Consider the following 18,769-nt stretch of genomic DNA (forward strand, 5'->3'; position numbering starts at 1 on the left):
CAAAACCCAAAGGGTTTGTACAAGATAAAATTTGCCAATAAGCATCTAACTCTGTTAAGAGATGTCGCCCCTTTTGCTTTTAGGTGTCAACTAATGGTTATGGCTCATTTAAATGTTATATAAAGCATTATTATTATTAATAAATGCTTTAGAACTGCAAATATAAATTAAGAATCCGAGTAACTTAATAAAAATTACTCGGATTCTTAAAATTGTTAAGCTTAAATAGCTTCTTACTTCTTAATTACTTTTAAACTTTGGGATATTGTTCCTGCAGTTATTTTGGCTATATAGACGCCTTTTGGGAAAGCCGATAAATCTACATCCATACTAGTTGCATGTCCATCTTTTCTAATAACCTCTCTTCCTAATATATTATAAACGGCAACATGATCCAATACCACATTTGCCCTAAACGTCACAATATCTTCTGTTGGGTTAGGCCCAAACGAAAAACCTTCAATGGCATCATATTTTGAAGATAAGGTGGCTGTTTTAATTTGAAAATCATCAAAACCCAGATATGCGTTTCCATTTTGATACACGATCAATCTCATACGCGCATACTCATGTCCTGATGGGATATTGTACTTAACTTCTTCCCAACCTCTAGAATTATACCTGCCGTTTTGGTTTGTTTTAAAAATATCCTCCTTATAATCGTAAGTATCCCATTCCGTATCATCGTCGTAAGCAATCTCATAACGAATATAATCTCCTGAATCTAAACCAACGTATTGTACTCGAAATGTTATTTCTGCTGGTAAACCGTCTAGGTTAACAGTATCGAACATAAGGATATGCTCTGGTGAGGCTTTGCCTGTAACCGACTCCGAATAAGCATTGTCCAAATCACGACCGGCTATATAGGTCGTTCCGGAAAAAGCCCTATCTATCCTTCCATTGGCTTTGGATAATTTTCCCCAAATATCGGTACCATTGTTTTTTGAATAAAACGGAATATTAGATGTGTAGCCCCAGCTATCTTTATTACTATTATCAAAGCCCTGTTTTGAAACCTGTGCTTTCAAAATAAACGAACTGGCAACTAGAAACAATAAGGTTAATGTAGTCTTGTTCATAACATTTTAATTTAAATAACTAAAACAGAATAGATTAATGAGGGATTCAAATCTAAAATAAATTCATTCTAAAGCCTTACATACTCGATAATCGGCTAGGATTTTAGTCTTAATGCATTACTTAATGTGTAATCTTTTATGAATTCGGTTATATTTGCCCTATGTTGTTTTCAGAAATTATAGGACAAGAGCATATAAAGGCCCATCTCATTCAAACTGTTGAGAATAACCGTATTCCACATGCGCAGTTGTTTGTTGGTCCTGAAGGAAGTGGTACCTTACCCACAGCTATTGCATATGTGCAATACCTTTTATGCAGCAATAGTGATGGAGAAAACCTTAATGGGAACGAATCATGTAATTTAAAGTTTAAGAAATTTTCCCATCCTGACTTACATTTTGCCTTTCCTGTAACTACAAGCAACAAAGTTAAGAGTCATCCTGTTTCGAGCCACTATATGGAAGAATGGCGACAATTACTAAATGAACAACCTTACGGCAATTTATTTGATTGGTACAAATTATTGGGTGTTGACAATAAGCAAGGTCAAATAGGTGTCGACGAGGCTCAGGATATAGTAAAGTCATTATCCTTAAAATCTTATGAAGGTGGTTATAAAGTCATGCTTATATGGATGGCTGAAAAAATGAACACAGCCTGCGCCAACAAACTTTTAAAGCTTATTGAGGAACCTCCCAATAAGACAATTTTTATCCTCATTGCTGAAGACGAAGAGCAAATAATTAACACGATTAGATCACGTTGCCAAATACTGCATTTCCCTCCTCTAGCAGAAAACGCAGTAAAACAAGCCCTAATAGACAAATACACCTTAGAGGAAGCAATTGCAACAAAGATTGCGCACCAAGCCAATGGCAATTTTAATAAGGCTTGTGATCTAGTATATCAAGACTCTGAAGACTTGCAATTCGAAACCTGGTTTATTTTCTGGATTCGTAGTGCTTTTAAGGCCAAAGGCAATAAAACAGCCATACACGATCTTATTTCATGGAGTGAGGATATTGCAAAAACGGGGCGCGAGACCCAAAAGCAGTTTTTACACTTTTGCCTAGATTTTTTTAGACAAGCTCTTTTACTAAACTACAACGCTACAGGTCTTGTTTATTTAGAAACTAAAACTGACAAGTTCAAACTGGAGAATTTTGCGCCTTTTGTTCATAACAATAATATTTTAGAAATCAATCAAGAGTTACAAGATGCTATTTATCACATTGAGCGTAACGGAAATTCTAAAATTATTTTAACCGATTTGTCCATAAAACTTACACGCTTACTACACAAAAAATCGGTTTAGGTCAAAGAATATAACCTAAAATTCAACTCTAAAAACAAGATTTGGTGTTAACCCAACCGACGTTTTATTAATTTCCCGAAGTACTTGACCGTTGTCGGTATTACTTTGACGTTTCTCATATTTTCTGCTCAAAATATTCTTTTGATTATAAACATTCAATATAGAAACACCTATTTTACCTTTCCATGTGTCTCTTTTGGACATATTAAACTTATAAGTGGTCGATATATCAAGTCGGTGGTAGTTTGGCAATCGGGCAGCATTGGTTTCTTCAAAATCTATAACTGTTCCATCTGGCGTGTCCTTAAGTCCTTTAGCTTCGGTGTAGGGAATTCCTGTTCTTATGTTCCAACCTAAAGAGACGTCAACATTCTCCCATTCATAGGTATGGGACCAAGTAAAATGGTGTGTTATATCGGCATTTCCAGAAAAAGCATTTCCATTATTAATGTTACTAAAAGTGAAATCGTTATCCATTAAAGAATAACTTAGCCACGTTCTGTAATCTTGAATTTTCTTCTTTAACAATACATCCATGCCCAACACCTTGCTTCTTCCTTTTGAGAAAAAATCATCAATATTATCAAAGCCTAACGTAAATGAGGTCAGACCTTTTATCTTTTTATAATAGCCCTCAACGTCAATATGCCATCCATTTTTATTGAAAACAAAACCCGATGTAAATTGCATGCTCTCTAATACTGGTATACCCTTACCGTCTGACAGTACCCAAATTTGGTTTTCCAAACCAAACTCTTGAGTGTTAAACTCAACAACTTGACTTACCGATTGGTGCAAGCTTTCTCCTGAAACCTTAAATTTTAAATTGTTGAATAGTTTTGTTTCTATTTGAAATCGAGGTTCAACAAATAACTCATTCAATACAGAAAAGTGATTCGCCCTTAGTCCAACATTTAACATCCATTTATTGGATTTTTTAAATTTGTAATCGGCATAAACAACATGGCTATTATTGGTTTCAAGATTTGACTCGTTAAAATTACTCTCGGGCTCTTCGCTATCTTGAAATCCTAATGCATACTTAACTTTGTTTGAAGCAAACTGATAACCAAAACCAAGTGTAGTGGCCTTATTAACATGCCAATTGGTATCGAACTCCAAACCTAGATCATCAATTCTATTTTGTTTATCCAATCGATCGTTAAATTCATCTGTAATGCTGTTACTCCCTATGTATTCCAAATCAAAATTAGAATAATATGCACTAACAGATTGCGAAAAAGCTTTATTGTAGTTATGATTCCACTTTATACTTGAACCTTGGTTTTTTATATCCAGTTGATCTCTAGAAGCTTCACCGTATTCCTCTATTAAAAATCCATAATCCAATTTATTCTTGGTAAATAAATTACTTATTAAAATGGTATTGTTTTCATTGGGTTTAGCAATAGCCTTAACCGTAAAATCCGTAAAATAAAACAAATCTTTAGTTGTTGTTACTTCATCATCTTCAAACACTTTATTCCCCTCAGATATTTTGGTTTCTTGAAACACGCGCTTAGATAAATTCCTAAATGTTTTTGTATCAATAATATCGGTAAAAGACCGTCTGGCAGATACCATTACTGCCGTTTTTTCACCTACTGGTACTTTTAAATACGCGTCGGCATGTGTCATATTAAACCCAGCTCCTCCTTCTACTTTCTTTGGAATTTCGTTATCTGAGGTAATATCTACCACACCCGATATCCTATTTCCATAACGTGCTTTCGTTCCATTTTTATACAATTTAACCTCCTCTGTAATATAAGGGTTTAATGCCGAAATCGTTCCAAAAAAATGTCCTGAATAGTACATTTTAATACCGTCCCAAAGCACTAGATTCTGATCTGGTGTGCCGCCTCGTATAAATAAACCAGAAGCTGTTTCGGTTGGGCTTTGCACGCCTGGCAACAACTGAATGCTTTGCAAAACATCTGGCTCTGTTAAACCTGGTAATATGCCTAGTCTTTCTGGGGATAAAGAAACTGATGTATCGTCATTTTCTTTACTTATACCGGTAGTTAAATACTCTTTAATATAAACCTGCTGTAAATGTTGTGTATCTGTTAAGCTTCGCTTTTTAATCTTCTTTACAATATAATACCGCTCCGATTCTTTTTTAAAACGAATATTTACTTGTGCTTCTATGGCAAATAGTATCTCAAGCAACGTAGCATCTTCAATATCCAGGTTAATAAATTGATCGTTTGTTATTTCTGAATTATAAGAAAATTTAATATTAAACTTCGATTCTAAATCGGCAAAAACAGTATTTAAAGCAGTATTGGAATAATTTACTGTTGCCTTTTCTTGAGACAGTCCAAAAAACGTAACAAATAGTAAGGAAATTGCTAGTTTATATTTCATTTAGTCCATTAGTTCATTCAAATAACACCTTAAATTTAAGATAATATTACAAACAAATATAAAATCTAGTCTTTGTTATTTGAATTAAGGACTATAATGCCTTTAGATTCATTAAAGGTATATGAATATTCCATTGGTGTAGTAACCATTTTTAAAGCCAATTTCAAATTATTATGAGGAAAGCCTCCTGTAAAACGCTTATTTAAATTGATATTAGCAATATCGCAAGTTATATTATATTGGTTTTCCAGTGCGATTAAAACTTGTGAAATTGGGGCATTATTAAATGTACTTTCTCCTATCGTCCATGAAGGATCGGTTACATTGAAATTCCATGTTTCCAATACATCACCAACTAGACGAAGCGCTTTTCCTGGCAATAAGACCGTTTCTTTTTGTAATAAGGCACACGTTACTTTTACCTTGCCTTCTTTACATTGCACTTCAAAATAACCATTTCTTGCAATAACATTAAACTCGGTTCCTAAAACTTCAACAATCCCTTCTTTTGTAAGGACTTTAAAGCTGGCTCCTTTTTCCACATCAAAAAAGGCTTCTCCCTTAAGGTTCAATAATCTATTGTCATCCCAATTTCTCTTTTTAAAATCCAATTGCGAATTGGCATTTAACTGCACCCTAGAATCATCTGGAAGCACAATAGCTAGCTGCTCACTAAAACCTGTTCTAAATTGCGTACCCGTATTTAAAAAATAAAATATACCAAAGGCCAAAATAATTGTAGCCGCAGCCGCATAAATAGAATTAAGAATAATCTTACGTTTTCGTGAAACTAAAGTTCTTGTCTTTATTATGTTTCGTTTACTCAATTTTATAAAATTGGACTGCGCGTCAAATTCAGGAGCTTTGAGCTTTGTAGAAGCTTGGTAAATTTTATTAAAAAGCGAATACTCTTTGGTCCTTTTAAAGGCCTCAAGCTCTTCTGTAGATAATTCTCCCGAAATCCATCTTGCTAAAAAGGAATCATCTTTATTAAATGCCTTCATATAGTAATGTTATTATACTTGTAAAACAGTTGATTAGAGTTTTACCCTACTTTAATATGTACATATTTAAGAATCTTAATACTACTTCTAATTAAATTTCCTCATTTTGCAACATACCAAATACACGATTTAGATATCGAACAAACAAAAATTTCCTACCTATTATTCATTTTAATCGATAATCGAAATTTGACACCCTAAAAGTTGATTTAGAAATCAAAATGTTTCAACACCTCCCTTGAAGGCTTTCCTTCTGGAAGTATATTTATATATCCCCTAATTGCTCTCGTAAGGTAACTAAAGCTTGGCTCATGCGCTTTTCTACAGCTTTTACCGAGACACCAACTATTTCTGAAATCTCAGAATACTTCTTCTTATCTATCCTGCTTAGCAAAAAAACCTCACGTTGTTTTTCGGGTAAGTTAGCGATGACCGCCTTGAGTTTTTTCATGAACTCTTTTTCCTCCAGCAAAAATTCAGGTGTTTCATTTGTGCTACTATTTACAGATAGGGCTTGATGTTCAAGAACTATTTTTTTGTGTGCTACCTCATTATAAAAAAGGTTTCTGGCTACAGTAAACAAATACGATTTAGCCTTTCCGAATATTACCTTAGCACAATTATCCCAAAGTTTTATAAACGCTTCTTGAACAATGTCTTCTGCCTGTTCTGTATCTCCACATTTGTAGTATACAAAATTATGTAATGTTTTGGCGTGCGCATTAAAAAGGAATTCGTAGGTTTCTTCCTTACATACAGATTGGGTATCGCTATTCATAAATACTAAATACAAGTGGGCTTCGCTGCCAAATTTAAAAAAATTAAATAAAAAAGTAGGGTGATTCCTTTTATAACTGTTATATACATATAATCGGGACATTGCCGCCCCAATAATGCTCCCGATTTCGCCCCAAGCCCCATTTTAATCTACCTACACTTTGTATTGAACGACCTAATAATGTTATGTGTTGTTATGTCAGATTAATAATCTGAAAAGGTTGAGTTAGCTAATTTGCGCCAAAGCATGCCCCCAATCAGTAAGCCTTTGACGCAAATCGGCAAACTTTTAAAAAAATTAGTGTAAAAGAAAAGACAAGTCCCAATGAACTTGGCATCGTATTTTAAAAATAACCATAAAGAGCTTCCTAAGCTTAGCGAGGCTTTTATAAAACTATCTAAGGGAAAATCCTTAAACGGAAGTCCTGTTTTTGACTTATGGTTGTTTGAAAACGGGCACGTAATATACCATGGTATTGACAATGTAGAAAAGATTGGTACTTACAATGGATCGATTCCATTGGAAACAATAGAAAAATTAAAAGCTTGCTTAAGCAACATAAGGCCAGAAGATATAGGAGAAGCTAAAGGTCGTGACAAAGCCCTAAGCATCCTCAAAACACCAAATAAAAAAATAGTTTTCCAAGCTTCTAAAACCAAAAGAAGCTTATATGAAATAAATAAGGTGTTAGAATATATCGCTGAAAATATGTAATTAAAAATCTTAAACAACAGATAAAAGAGAATGAGGGTTCTAACTTTTATTGTTAACTCCTGCTAACTACTTGGCAGGAGTTTTTTTATTGCTATTATCTCAACAAAAACCCTTTTGAATTCATTCAAAAGGGTTTAAAATGCTTTTTAAAATTTAGTAAAGTCTATTACTTTTTATATTCTTCGTTTAGAGCATCTAAAATAATCTGTGTTAAATCATTTTCTTCTGTTCCATATAAAACTGTAGCGGCAGCATCGCTAGTTCCTAGGATGTATGTATACCCATTCGTTTTACCATAATTTTTAACAAAATCTTTGACTTTAATTATTATAGAGTCAATTTCTGATTGAAATGCTTGCTGCAACTGTTGTTGTTCAAACTGCATTTGCTGTTGTAACAACTGTTGTTTTTGTTGCAATCCAGTCATTAGTTCTTGTGCTTTCTTTTGGGATGACTTTTGAGCTTTTAATTGTGTTTCCTGTATTTCTAATTGAAATGCCTTACCAATACTATCTGCTCTTTTTTGAAAAGCTTCATCTTTTCCTTTAAACTTTTCTTCTAAATCTTTTTTCTTTTGAAAATCGTTCACAACGATACTGTTATTCACATAACCAATTTTTTGTGGCTGCTGACATGAAGTCAAAACAAATAAAGTTGCCACTGCATAAAATATATATTTCATTTTTTTATTTTTTGATTCGGACAAAAGTAGCAAAGTAAAATATAATTTGAAGCAAAAATAATTCAGTTTCACACACATAATCAAAAACTATTTAAAAAACAGACTCTAATAGAAAACAGTTATTAAAAACAAACTCAAATAAAGCGATCTAAGAGCTTTTCTAAAAAACACAAGGTATTTGCTCATTTAAAAAGATTTTAAGGCTCAAAACCCTTTTTAAATTAATTTTCCCTGTTTTTTACGACATAGATCAAAGAAGAACACTCCTTTGTTCGCAAGGCTTTAAGATTTGATAGGCTCGCAACACAAAAAGCTTTGATCGGATTCATTTTTCCTGTTTTATATTTTTCAGAAAGTAAGCTTACATAAAACGCGTCAAACCACATTGGTTTTATTTTATCAACCTTCATGTTTTGTTTTTCCATCAATTTTGAAATTGATGTTTTTGAAAAGTGCCAAAGATGCCTTGGCACATCATATGCTGCCCAATGTTTTTTGTAATAGTTTGCATCATAACTATTATAATTTGGCACTGCAATTATCAACACACCGTCCGGCTTTAATATTTTTTTAAACAAATTTAATTGTTCTTGTAAATTAGGTAAGTGTTCTAAAACATGCCAAAGTGAAATAACATCGAAACTAGACTCTTTAAATTTTAAAAGTTGCTCCGTTTCAAAAGTAGCGTTTTCTGTTTTTTGATTAGCTATTGCTCGAGCCTTTTCATTTGGTTCAACACCAAACACCTCCCAATCACCATCTTTAGCAACTTTTAAAAAATCGCCCGTACCACAACCTACATCTAAAAGTTTCTTATCCTTTAAATCAAATGAATTGATTAAATCCAACTTATGCTTCAAAGCCATTTTTCGGACAAAATGATATGCTTTTTCAAAGACATTTCGTTTTGTATCGGTATGTGAAATGTAATCTTCGCTGTTGTAATAATCTGGCAACTTATCTTCAGAAGGCCTCGGAAATGTTTCGAGAAAATTAAATTCTGAATTAAAAACCAAGTCAAATTCTTCTCCAGAAACAGAATAATCTTTTACTTTTAAATACGTTTTCACCTTAGCCATTGAATACATTTTACACCATGTTCCACGTGGAACATACCAGATAAACACACAAATTAACGCCCCATGTACACCAATAACACAGAAATATCGTTGGGAGAAACACCGCTAATTCGCGATGCTTGAGACACTGTGGTTGGCTGTATTTTTTTAAGCTTTTCGCGTGCCTCAAAACTCATAGACTTTATTTTAGAATAATCGAAATTCTCAGGAATCTTCACATATTCCAATCTACTTAATTTGTCGGCATTATTCTTTTCCTTTGCTATATAACCAGAATATTTAACTTGAATTTCAGCTTGCTTAATAACTTCATCATCTAGTTCGTGCTCTAAAATATATTCTTCAACCGCATTAAATTTTCTAACATCTTCAATCGTGATATTTGGCCTTGAATATATTTTAAACATCTTATCTGACTGTTTAACTGGTGCAGAACCTTTAGCCTCCAAAACAGGATTCGCCTCTTCGGGCTTGACACTTGTTTGTTTAAAAAACGACACAAAACCATCTGCCTTAACTTGCTTTCCCTCCATCCTTCTCATACGTTTCTCCGAAGCCAAACCTAACTCATACGATTTAGGCGTTAGCCTAAAATCTGCATTGTCCTGCCTAAGCAACGTCCTATACTCAGCCCTTGAGGTAAACATTCTATAAGGCTCTTCAGTTCCTTTTGTAATTAAATCATCTATAAGAACACCTATGTACGCCTCATCTCGTTTTAACGTAAAAGCTTCACGTTCCTGCACCCTTAAACTGGCATTGATACCAGCCATTAGACCCTGAGAAGCTGCTTCTTCATAACCAGTCGTGCCATTTATCTGTCCAGCAAAATACAAACCATTAATTAACTTTGTCTCTAGCGTATGCTTAAGCTGTGTTGGTGGAAAATAATCATATTCTATTGCATAACCAGGCCTAAAAAACTTAACATTCTCAAAACCTACCACAGAGCGCAAGGCCTTAAATTGAACATCCTCTGGCAGCGAAGTTGAAAAGCCATTAACGTATACCTCGACAGTACTCCAACCCTCTGGTTCTACAAATAATTGATGCCTATCTTTATCTGCAAATCGATTAATCTTATCTTCTATGGACGGGCAATACCTAGGCCCTAAACTTTTAATTCTACCATTAAACATTGGCGACCTATCAAAGCCTTCGCGTAACAAATCATGAACAACCTCACTTGTATATGTCATATGACAAGACCGTTGCTTTGTTAAGGCTTTTGTAATATCCAAATAAGAAAACTTATCAGGATTTTCATCGCCAGGTTGCTCTATCATTTTAGAAAAATCCAAAGAGCGCCCATCAACTCTTGGAGGTGTTCCTGTTTTCATTCTTCCTGAATCAAAACCCAAATCCACCAGTTGTTCTGTGATTCCCGTAGCCTGTTTTTCGCCAGCTCTACCGCCTCCAAAACTCTTTTCTCCAATATGGATTAATCCATTTAAAAAAGTACCATTGGTTAAAACAACCGACTTGGAACGTACCTCCACTCCCAAAGAAGTTTTTACACCAACCACAGAATCTTTTTCTATTAATAAGCCAGAAACCATTTCTTGATACAAATCCAGATTAGGCGTTTTCTCCAGCATCAACCTCCAGTCCTCTGCAAAACGCATTCTATCGCTCTGTACCCTTGGGCTCCACATGGCAGGCCCTTTAGATTTATTAAGCATTTTAAACTGGATCGCTGATGTATCGGAAACAATGCCGCTATAACCTCCCAAAGCATCAATCTCACGAACGATTTGTCCTTTGGCAATACCACCCATTGCCGGATTACAAGACATTTGAGCAATATTTTGCAGATTCATGGTAATAAGCAAAGTTTTACTACCCATATTGGCAGCAGCAGCAGCAGCCTCACTTCCCGCGTGACCAGCTCCAACTACTATAACATCATAAACCTCGTTAAACATAATTACACTCTTTTACATTCTCCAAAAACATCATCTTCTAAAATACATTCACATTGTTCCACGTGGAACATGTGAATTCATTAGTAATAAAAATAATTTGCAAATATACACCGAAATAAGGAATTCTACACAAACGCCTTTAAGTAATGGTTTTCCTTTTCTCGCATTAAGGAAGCCTCTTCGTCACTTTTATCTTTATAACCACAATAATGCAAAACACCATGCACCATAACACGTCTTAGTTCTTCATCAAAAGAAACCTTGAAATCCTCTGCATTATCTTTAACACGATCAACAGATATAAAAACATCACCTTGAATGATTTTTCCTACCGAATAATCAAAGCTGATTATGTCAGTTAGTGTATCATGTTTGAGGAATTCTACATTAATTTTATGCAAATAATCATCATCACAAAAGATGTAATTTACTTCGTCTTCCTTAAACCCTTCAACATCTATGACACCAGATATCCATGCAGAAAGCCTTTCCTCATCTTTTAACTTAAATGCTGTCTCGTAATTAAAATTAATCATCTGTTTGCTTAAAATACGTTTGCACTTTCTTTTTATAAACTTGCTGCAAAGGTAATGTTTGTCTGTTCAATATTTCTGTAGTCTGAAAATATTGTTTTGCTTTTTGAATCTGATTGTTAGCTTTATTATCAAAATTCCTATTGTTTGTTTTAGATTCACGTTTATTTTCCTTTCCTTGTTGGAATGCTGCGTTATCTAGTTTTAATAATTGATGTTGAAGACTCATCATCTTTTTAAGTGTTTGATTGGCAAAACCTTTATTTAACAACTCCAACTCTATCTGCTCCATTTGGTTAATCAATCTTTTAGCATCTCCATTGCCCCCACCTTCTTTAGCAATCTTTTCCTCTAAAGCTTGGCGTAATCGTTGTTGTTCTTGATAAATTTCGTATAACCTGCCATTCATTAACTCGTTATCTCCATCTCTTTCTCCTTCACCAGTGGCATTCCCACTTTTACCTTCACTTTCTTCTTCACCATCTTGTCCTGTGCTTTCTTTTCCCTGCTTCTCTCTGCCACTATTCTCTTCTCCCTCCTTCAAGCCCTCTTCCATCTTTTTATTGAGCTCTTCTTGACTCATGATAATGTCAGGTAACTGTATATCCCCTTTTCCTCCTTGCCCTGGTGATAAACTTAAATTTTCTTGCATGCTATCTAGAATATCACTTAGAAAATCGGCTAAATTATTAGCTGAAGTAACCGCAAATTGCTGGCTTGCTACACCTTGATACACTTGATTTTCGGACAATTGACCTAAGGACTTGTCTATATTAAAAAAGACTTCATTAATTTCTTTATTGACCGTTTCGGATAATTTGGGATTTCTAAGAGACAACGCAAATAAACTATCATCAATATGCTCAAAGTGCTCCCGTAAACTACTTTGCTTTCTTAAAAAGGCTGCATACTTATTATGATTCTCTTCTATAGTCTTAAATTGTTCCATAAGAGCTTCTTGTTCGAAAGAAAACAACACGAGATTATCTAATATTTGACGCAACATATCAATGTCTTCTTGCATCTGATCTCCACTACCAGACATCATAGACTGGGCCATACCCTGACTCATTTCCATCATTTTCTTGGCTGCTTTCTTTTGACTTTGCTTAGCCTTATTAAGCTCCTCTTTCTTTTTTTCGTCGGACGCTGGCTCCTTATCTCCTGAAGATGATTCTTGTTCCTTCTTCTGGAGAGATTCTGAAGCCTTTTCCTGTTCTTTGTCTACCTCTTGCTCATCTAACTTGTCTTGTGGAATATCTATTGGCTTCTTTAGCTTTTCACTCTCTCTCTTTAGCTCTTCTAAAGCTTTTTTAAAATCATCAAATTCTTTGTTTAGCGCATCTTGCTTTTCCTTTGTATTATCATCTTCATTACTGTTGGACAACTTTTCTTGATCTATTGCCTGCTTCGCCAAATCTTCTTTTAACTTCTCTAACTTTTTTTGCACATAAAAACGCTTTGTAAGTTCCAACAACTGTTCCAAACTTCGCTTCTTATTCTTATTCTGTTTAGCCAATTGCTCTAACTTTTGAACCAGCTCCTCTTTATTTATCTTTTCCTGTAACTTATCCAGTTCCTTCATCAACTTTTCATCCTGTTTAAGTTGCTCTTCGTTTTCTTGCAACCGTTGTTCTAGATCTTTTTTGAAATTATCGGGCTCTTTACGTTCATCGTCAAAATTCTCTAAATTGTCTTTTAGCTTTTCATTAAAATTTTTCATCATTTCATCCTGTTGCTTCTGACGTTTTAAGAATGCCTCTAATTTTTTCTTATCACTGAATGAAAGATTCGTTTTTTCTTTTTGTGTATTTGTTAGCTCTGTTAGTTTCTTATCTTGTTCATTAAACTTTTCAATGGATTTATTTAAATCCTGTATAGTTTCTTTTTGATCCCCCAGCTGCTTTTCCACTTCTTCTTCGTCTGTACGCTTACGATAGCCAAACACATTGCTTTTGGCACTCTTATACTTGTTCACCTGATCATTATCGAAAACCTGAAAATACAGCTCGTAAGGCACGCCTGATTGAATGTTTAAGCCGTTAGGAAAAGCACTGATAAATTCAGATATATTTGATTTAGAAAAGGGAATTGACTCAACTTGTTTCTCATTTTCCCTTCCTAAAGGGTAATATACCAATTGCAACTTACTAAATCCATAATCGTCGCTAACCTGACCGTAAAAGTAAAGTGTTTGCAAATCTACACTGTCTTTTACAGCTCTTAACTTGATCTCGGGATATTCATCTTTAACAACATTGATGGCAAAAGCCAAATTCTCGTAATTGGGCAGCTTTTTGTTACCAGCACTTAAGGTATAGTCAAAATTTGAAAAAACACGCTTAGACGCATTAAAAACAGCATCTTCTTTTAAGGCAAACGAAACGGTGTCTTTTGCATATAAATGGATAAATTCTGCTGCTTTTGCCCGAAGTTCCCAAGTTACGTTAGTGCCTTCTGGAACTATTGCATTGCCTGTACTCTTAAAACGATCACTAGACTTATTCGTATAAGCCGGATAATCTAAAACCATATCAAAGCTAGTAATAGTAGGTACTTTAACCACTTCTAACAGATGTTGCCTCGATACAACATTGTTGGCCTTAATCCGAAAGTTTATGTCTGATTTAGGGGAGGAAAATTTGAAGGCAAAGCTAGCAACACCTGTTTGTTGCATAATATAAACCTCGTCGTTATATACAACCTGGACATTTTCCGGAACAATGTCCCCTACTGTCTTAACGTTTAAAGTATAGTCTTTGTTTTCAAGAGCTGTTAAGTCTTTATTTAAAATTAAAAACTGAAATGGAGCAGGTGGCGAATAAGCTGTCTTATAATGTACGACACGCTCATAGCTGTCGCTAAACCATTTTAAATTACCTGTAAACATAACAGCCAAAATAACAAGGACTGGTATCATTGCGTATTTTAGATACTTTATATTAGCCTTATAATTAATAGCCATCTTAAAAGGTACAGGCTTAAGCTCTAATGACTTTTGTTCTATACTTGCTAATAACAACTCCGACTCCTCTGAACTTTGGCGCAACTGAAGCACGTTTAACAACTTATCGCTTACTTCAGGAAAGTGCTTACCAATAATCAACGAAGCCCCTTTATAATCAATCCCCTTCTGCAACTTGAACAATTTTGCCATTGGCAAAACAATAAACTTTGATAATAACACAAGTTCCACCGCTATAAACAACCAAAACAAAAAAGTTCTTGCTAACGGATTCAACCACAGGATATGCTCAACAAACAATGTCAACAAAAAATACAGAACACCACTTGCAAAAAACAAAATAGCACCTTTTAGCAATTCGTTTGTGCAATATCGCCTGATAAAACCTTCTAGTTTTTCCTTTATGACACCAAAACTATCCATTCCTTAAACAAATTGACTCTACTTATAAAAGTTAATATCATTATAACTTACTAAACTACAATTTTATTTAGTACGCTTATTATAATTATGTGTTAATTGTATCTTTGCAACCAAATTACTGGGAGCAACTTTCACCATAACATAAGGTAACGCCTCCAGAATTTCTATATTCGTCCGTTAACTAAACTTAACATAAGATAAAAACTAGATCAAACATGACCAAAAACGTTCGCGTGCGGTTTGCACCAAGTCCAACAGGCCCACTACATATTGGCGGTGTTAGAACTGCCTTATTCAACTATTTATTCGCCAAAAAACACAATGGTAAATTTATTCTAAGAATTGAGGATACAGATCAAAACAGGTATGTTCCGGGCGCCGAAGACTACATTATAGAGGCCTTAAACTGGTGTAACATTCCATTTGATGAGGGACCTGGAAAAAACGAAACATTTGGCCCCTACCGTCAGAGCGAGCGTAAAGATCTTTATAAAGCTTACGCCGAAAAATTAATTGCCTCCGGCGATGCTTACTATGCATTTGACACGGCTGAAAGTCTTGATTTTCACAGAAAAGACCACGAATTGAAAGGAAAAACGTTTATTTACAACTGGCATAATCGCATGAAACTAAACAACTCCTTATCGCTTTCAGAAGCTGATGTGAAGTCTAAACTAGATGCTGGAGATGATTATGTAATACGTTTTAAATCCCCACAGGATGAGATACTCCACCTAAAAGACCTTATTCGAGGAGATATAAAAATAGACACCAATATTTTAGACGATAAAGTACTTTTTAAAAGCGATGGGATGCCCACTTACCATCTTGCCAATATAGTAGATGACCATTTAATGGAAATATCACATGTTATTCGTGGCGAAGAATGGTTGCCTTCTTTAGCATTGCATCAGCAACTATATACCGCTTTTGGATGGGAAGCTCCCCAATTTGCTCATTTACCTCTCATACTAAAACCAACGGGCAAAGGAAAATTAAGCAAGCGTGATGGTGATAAATTAGGGTTTCCAGTGTTCCCTCTTCAATGGCAGGATCCAAAAACCCAAGATATTTCTAGAGGCTATAGAGAAGATGGCTATTTTGCCGATGCCATGATTAATTTTCTTGCCTTTTTAGGATGGAACCCTGGTACCGAACAAGAAATTTTTAGCTTGGACGAACTCATTGAAACTTTCGATTTAAGCCGTGTTAATAAATCGGGGGCTCGCTTTGACCCCGATAAGATTAAGTGGTTTAATCACCACTATATGCAAGAACAAAGCAATGACAACCTGGCTCAAGCTTTTAAGTCACAACATACGGCTTTGACCGATATAGATGTTAATTATATAGCTTTAGTTGTTGGCCTTGTTAAAGAACGTGCCAATTTTGTTAGCGACTTTTGGGATTTATGTCATTATTTCTTTCAAGCTCCCAAAACTTACGATGAAAAAGCAGCCAAAAAAGCCTTAAAAGAAGAAACTCCAAAACTGATGACCGAGGTAATAGCACTCATTGATTCAGTTGGAGATGATTATAATGCTGAAAGTCTTCAATCTGTTATTAAAGGCTGGATCAGCTCTAACGAAATAGGTTTTGGGAAAATTATGATGCCGTTACGTTTGGCTTTAGTTGGAGCTTTACAAGGACCAGATGTATTCGACATTATGTACTTAATCGGCAAAGATGAAACCATAAAGCGCATCGAAGCAATGATGCACCAATTATAACAACCCTTTAAAGGCAATCTGTCTTTTGGTTAAAAGCAAAACATCGCACCAAAAACCAACATAGACTGATTGCCTTTAAAACTCTCGTTTTCAGATTCAAGCCCTTCTTGAGTATTTAACTTTTTTAATATATTGGTAAACCCATAAATGTACTGCGCCTTTAATTTAAAATTTTTAATTCCTGCTGTAGCCCCTACTACACCATTAAAGTTTACCTTAGAAATATTAGCAATGTCGGTAGCAGATACATTGGCAAAATCGTTTATAAAATAACTTTCCTGACTTTTATCCTTTAGTTCCAGTTTGCCGTTGTATTGAACCATAGGCCCTGCATCTATAGTAAAATAGTTTCCTGCGAGCTTTATGTGTCCCAATAAAGCCAACTGAGCCGCAAAAAGTTTATACTCAATAAAGGTTTCTTCAGAATTAACTAAATCTTGATTTGTACGCCCTAAAATATGGATATAATTTTCAGATAACTGCATTCCATAGCTCATATTATACCATCTATGAGGAATATCGACCGTAGCAGACAACCCTCCCAAAAAGCCATCTCCTTGTTTCGTTACAAAATTGTCCGTTTGAATATCAAACTTTGTAAGTCCTCCAAAAATACCTATCCCATTCGTTATGGCATATGTTTTATGCTGTGAAAAACTTTTTGTAACAAAACCCATAGTTAGTGCTACTAATAAAATGTAATGCTTAAATTTCATATGTTTATTTTTTATTGCATTTTCAATGGTCAGATGCAACATCCATATAATTACAATGTTGTGCTACAATATTTTTAGTCATGGATGTTTCATTGGTTAATTTTTTGGTTATCTAAAGCAGTGCATACTGTCTGATAAACCTCAAATATAGTATAAATTTATATCTTAATTTTTTAAACAGCTATTATGAACTACTACTTTATTCCTATTATTCTGATTGGGTTAATTATTTTAATCTCATCTTTTTTCATTGTAAAACAGCAAACGGCCGGCATTATTGAACGTTTCGGGAAATTTCAAAGTATTCGCCATTCAGGTCCTCAATTTAAAATCCCATTGGTTGATAGAATTGCAGGTCGATTAAGCCTAAAAATCCAACAGTTGGATGTTATTATAGAAACCAAAACATTGGATGACGTGTTTGTACGCTTAAAAGTTTCGGTACAATACAAAGTAATAAGAGACAAAGTATACGATGCCTTTTATAAGCTTGATTATCCACACGATCAAATAACAAGTTATGTCTTTGACGTGGTACGCGCCGAAGTTCCCAAAATGAAGCTGGATGATGTGTTTGTTAAAAAAGACGACATCGCACTTGCTGTAAAAGCAGAGCTTAACGATGCTATGCTGGATTACGGTTTTGACATAATAAAGACCCTTGTCACCGATATTGACCCAGACCCACAGGTAAAAGAAGCCATGAACCGCATTAATGCTTCGGAACGTGAAAAAATTGCTGCTCAATTTGAAGGTGATGCTGCTCGTATCTTAATTGTTGAAAAAGCAAAGGCAGAAGCAGAAAGCAAACGTTTGCAAGGTCAGGGTATTGCAGACCAACGTCGTGAAATTGCACGGGGTCTTGAGGAATCTGTAGATGTATTAAACCGTGTGGGTATTAATTCGCAAGAAGCATCGGCTTTAATAGTTGTTACACAACATTACGATACCCTGCAAGCTATTGGAGGTGAAACAAACAGCAACTTAATACTTTTGCCTAATTCGCCACAAGCAGGCAGTAATATGCTTAACGACATGGTCGCTAGTTTCACGGCTAGCAACCAAATTGGTGAAGCCATGAAAGACGCTAAGCAAAATAAAAAAGACAACAAAGATTAACTAATGCCTTTTTAATACGGAAAGCAAAAAGCGACTTGATAAAAACAATTTTTTAAACGGTTGCTTTTTTGTTTACTCGTGTTCTCCTTTATAGTCTCTTAAAAGACGCTCTAAAGTATCTAAATACTCATCCATAGAATCCGCATCGATATTAGGATGCGCTTCGTTAGGAATAGTCATTGGGTTTTCATCCAGATACTTATATAGTCCTGGATAATTTGTTTCTATTTCCCTCGTTAGCTTTGATATTTTTGACAGTATTTCTTCTGAAGATCCCATAATATACCCTTTTAAAAACATTAGCCTTAAATTACTAAAAATAAAGCACTTATT

15 protein-coding genes are annotated in these 18,769 nt (G+C 34.8%); 4 read left to right on the forward strand and 11 right to left on the reverse strand.

Features of this window, described 5'->3' with window-relative positions; genetic code table 11:
- Nucleotides 1-233: 233 nt before the first annotated feature.
- On the reverse strand, nucleotides 234-1,082 hold the full coding sequence (locus ABD792_RS08070; RefSeq protein WP_345005378.1) for a T9SS type A sorting domain-containing protein: 849 nt from the start codon (nucleotides 1,080-1,082) through the stop codon (nucleotides 234-236).
- Between the two features lie 161 nt (nucleotides 1,083-1,243).
- On the opposite strand from ABD792_RS08070, the gene ABD792_RS08075 reads away from it, so the two are divergent.
- Nucleotides 1,244-2,398 (forward strand): DNA polymerase III subunit, encoded by a 1,155-nt coding sequence (locus tag ABD792_RS08075; RefSeq protein WP_345005379.1) that lies wholly within the window; start codon nucleotides 1,244-1,246, stop codon nucleotides 2,396-2,398.
- 15 nt (nucleotides 2,399-2,413) lie between these two features.
- Here ABD792_RS08075 and ABD792_RS08080 read toward each other — a convergent pair whose 3' ends face one another.
- The 3 genes from ABD792_RS08080 to ABD792_RS08090 form a co-directional block, all read right to left on the reverse strand.
- The gene (locus tag ABD792_RS08080; protein ID WP_345005380.1) at nucleotides 2,414-4,768 is read right to left on the reverse strand and encodes a TonB-dependent receptor plug domain-containing protein; all 2,355 of its coding nucleotides are present in this window, start codon (nucleotides 4,766-4,768) and stop codon (nucleotides 2,414-2,416) included.
- 65 nt (nucleotides 4,769-4,833) lie between these two features.
- Nucleotides 4,834-5,772 carry a FecR family protein gene (locus ABD792_RS08085; RefSeq protein ID WP_345005381.1) on the reverse strand — a complete coding sequence of 313 codons (939 nt, stop codon included), beginning with the start codon at nucleotides 5,770-5,772 and terminating at the stop codon, nucleotides 4,834-4,836.
- Between the two features lie 265 nt (nucleotides 5,773-6,037).
- The gene (locus ABD792_RS08090) at nucleotides 6,038-6,550 is read right to left on the reverse strand and encodes an RNA polymerase sigma factor (RefSeq protein WP_345005382.1); all 513 of its coding nucleotides are present in this window, start codon (nucleotides 6,548-6,550) and stop codon (nucleotides 6,038-6,040) included.
- A gap of 324 nt (nucleotides 6,551-6,874) precedes the next feature.
- Between ABD792_RS08090 and ABD792_RS08095 the strand changes: the two genes are divergently transcribed.
- Nucleotides 6,875-7,264, forward strand: a complete 390-nt coding sequence (locus ABD792_RS08095; protein ID WP_345005383.1) for a DUF6438 domain-containing protein — start codon at nucleotides 6,875-6,877, stop codon at nucleotides 7,262-7,264.
- Between the two features lie 166 nt (nucleotides 7,265-7,430).
- On the opposite strand, the gene ABD792_RS08100 is transcribed toward ABD792_RS08095, so the two are convergent.
- The 5 genes from ABD792_RS08100 to ABD792_RS08120 all read right to left on the reverse strand — a co-directional run bounded on the left by ABD792_RS08100 (nucleotide 7,431) and on the right by ABD792_RS08120 (nucleotide 14,871).
- Entirely contained in the window at nucleotides 7,431-7,946 is a 516-nt protein-coding gene (locus ABD792_RS08100; protein WP_345005384.1) for an OmpH/Skp family outer membrane protein, read from the reverse strand.
- 221 nt (nucleotides 7,947-8,167) lie between these two features.
- Nucleotides 8,168-9,025, reverse strand: a complete 858-nt coding sequence (locus ABD792_RS08105; protein ID WP_345005385.1) for a class I SAM-dependent methyltransferase — start codon at nucleotides 9,023-9,025, stop codon at nucleotides 8,168-8,170.
- Between the two features lie 53 nt (nucleotides 9,026-9,078).
- Nucleotides 9,079-10,950 carry a tRNA uridine-5-carboxymethylaminomethyl(34) synthesis enzyme MnmG gene (gene mnmG / locus ABD792_RS08110; RefSeq protein ID WP_345005386.1) on the reverse strand — a complete coding sequence of 624 codons (1,872 nt, stop codon included), beginning with the start codon at nucleotides 10,948-10,950 and terminating at the stop codon, nucleotides 9,079-9,081.
- Between the two features lie 125 nt (nucleotides 10,951-11,075).
- Entirely contained in the window at nucleotides 11,076-11,486 is a 411-nt protein-coding gene (gene ybeY / locus ABD792_RS08115; RefSeq protein ID WP_345005387.1) for an rRNA maturation RNase YbeY, read from the reverse strand.
- Nucleotides 11,479-14,871: a hypothetical protein gene (locus ABD792_RS08120; RefSeq protein ID WP_345005388.1), complete on the reverse strand. Its 3,393-nt coding sequence runs from the start codon at nucleotides 14,869-14,871 to the stop codon at nucleotides 11,479-11,481. The genes ybeY and ABD792_RS08120 overlap by 8 nt, the downstream gene beginning before the upstream one ends.
- A gap of 215 nt (nucleotides 14,872-15,086) precedes the next feature.
- Here ABD792_RS08120 and gltX point away from each other — a divergent pair, with 215 nt between their 5' ends.
- Entirely contained in the window at nucleotides 15,087-16,601 is a 1,515-nt protein-coding gene (gene gltX, locus ABD792_RS08125) for a glutamate--tRNA ligase (RefSeq protein ID WP_345005389.1), read from the forward strand.
- A gap of 29 nt (nucleotides 16,602-16,630) precedes the next feature.
- On the opposite strand, the gene ABD792_RS08130 is transcribed toward gltX, so the two are convergent.
- Nucleotides 16,631-17,317, reverse strand: a complete 687-nt coding sequence (locus tag ABD792_RS08130) for a hypothetical protein (RefSeq protein WP_345005391.1) — start codon at nucleotides 17,315-17,317, stop codon at nucleotides 16,631-16,633.
- A gap of 186 nt (nucleotides 17,318-17,503) precedes the next feature.
- On the opposite strand from ABD792_RS08130, the gene ABD792_RS08135 reads away from it, so the two are divergent.
- The gene (locus ABD792_RS08135; RefSeq protein WP_345005393.1) at nucleotides 17,504-18,436 is read left to right on the forward strand and encodes an SPFH domain-containing protein; all 933 of its coding nucleotides are present in this window, start codon (nucleotides 17,504-17,506) and stop codon (nucleotides 18,434-18,436) included.
- 72 nt (nucleotides 18,437-18,508) lie between these two features.
- On the opposite strand, the gene ABD792_RS08140 is transcribed toward ABD792_RS08135, so the two are convergent.
- Nucleotides 18,509-18,715, reverse strand: coding sequence for a hypothetical protein (locus ABD792_RS08140; RefSeq protein ID WP_345005394.1), 207 nt, complete (start codon nucleotides 18,713-18,715; stop codon nucleotides 18,509-18,511).
- Nucleotides 18,716-18,769: the final 54 nt, after the last annotated feature.

Source organism: Snuella lapsa, from assembly GCF_039539345.1.
In the GTDB taxonomy this organism is placed as follows: domain Bacteria; phylum Bacteroidota; class Bacteroidia; order Flavobacteriales; family Flavobacteriaceae; genus Snuella; species Snuella lapsa.

What these genes read in the sequence shown, in the direction of transcription:
- ABD792_RS08090 (WP_345005382.1), bottom strand. Translation starts at nt 6,550, where the DNA reads ATGAATAGCGATACCCAATCTGTATGTAAGGAAGAAACCTACGAATTC.
- ybeY (WP_345005387.1), bottom strand. Translation starts at nt 11,486, where the DNA reads ATGATTAATTTTAATTACGAGACAGCATTTAAGTTAAAAGATGAGGAA.
- ABD792_RS08140 (WP_345005394.1), bottom strand. Translation starts at nt 18,715, where the DNA reads ATGGGATCTTCAGAAGAAATACTGTCAAAAATATCAAAGCTAACGAGG.
- ABD792_RS08100 (WP_345005384.1), bottom strand. Translation starts at nt 7,946, where the DNA reads ATGAAATATATATTTTATGCAGTGGCAACTTTATTTGTTTTGACTTCA.
- gltX (WP_345005389.1), top strand. Translation starts at nt 15,087, where the DNA reads ATGACCAAAAACGTTCGCGTGCGGTTTGCACCAAGTCCAACAGGCCCA.
- ABD792_RS08095 (WP_345005383.1), top strand. Translation starts at nt 6,875, where the DNA reads ATGAACTTGGCATCGTATTTTAAAAATAACCATAAAGAGCTTCCTAAG.
- ABD792_RS08075 (WP_345005379.1), top strand. Translation starts at nt 1,244, where the DNA reads ATGTTGTTTTCAGAAATTATAGGACAAGAGCATATAAAGGCCCATCTC.
- ABD792_RS08130 (WP_345005391.1), bottom strand. Translation starts at nt 17,317, where the DNA reads ATGAAATTTAAGCATTACATTTTATTAGTAGCACTAACTATGGGTTTT.
- ABD792_RS08080 (WP_345005380.1), bottom strand. Translation starts at nt 4,768, where the DNA reads ATGAAATATAAACTAGCAATTTCCTTACTATTTGTTACGTTTTTTGGA.
- ABD792_RS08135 (WP_345005393.1), top strand. Translation starts at nt 17,504, where the DNA reads ATGAACTACTACTTTATTCCTATTATTCTGATTGGGTTAATTATTTTA.
- ABD792_RS08070 (WP_345005378.1), bottom strand. Translation starts at nt 1,082, where the DNA reads ATGAACAAGACTACATTAACCTTATTGTTTCTAGTTGCCAGTTCGTTT.
- mnmG (WP_345005386.1), bottom strand. Translation starts at nt 10,950, where the DNA reads ATGTTTAACGAGGTTTATGATGTTATAGTAGTTGGAGCTGGTCACGCG.
- ABD792_RS08105 (WP_345005385.1), bottom strand. Translation starts at nt 9,025, where the DNA reads ATGGCTAAGGTGAAAACGTATTTAAAAGTAAAAGATTATTCTGTTTCT.
- ABD792_RS08120 (WP_345005388.1), bottom strand. Translation starts at nt 14,871, where the DNA reads ATGGATAGTTTTGGTGTCATAAAGGAAAAACTAGAAGGTTTTATCAGG.
- ABD792_RS08085 (WP_345005381.1), bottom strand. Translation starts at nt 5,772, where the DNA reads ATGAAGGCATTTAATAAAGATGATTCCTTTTTAGCAAGATGGATTTCG.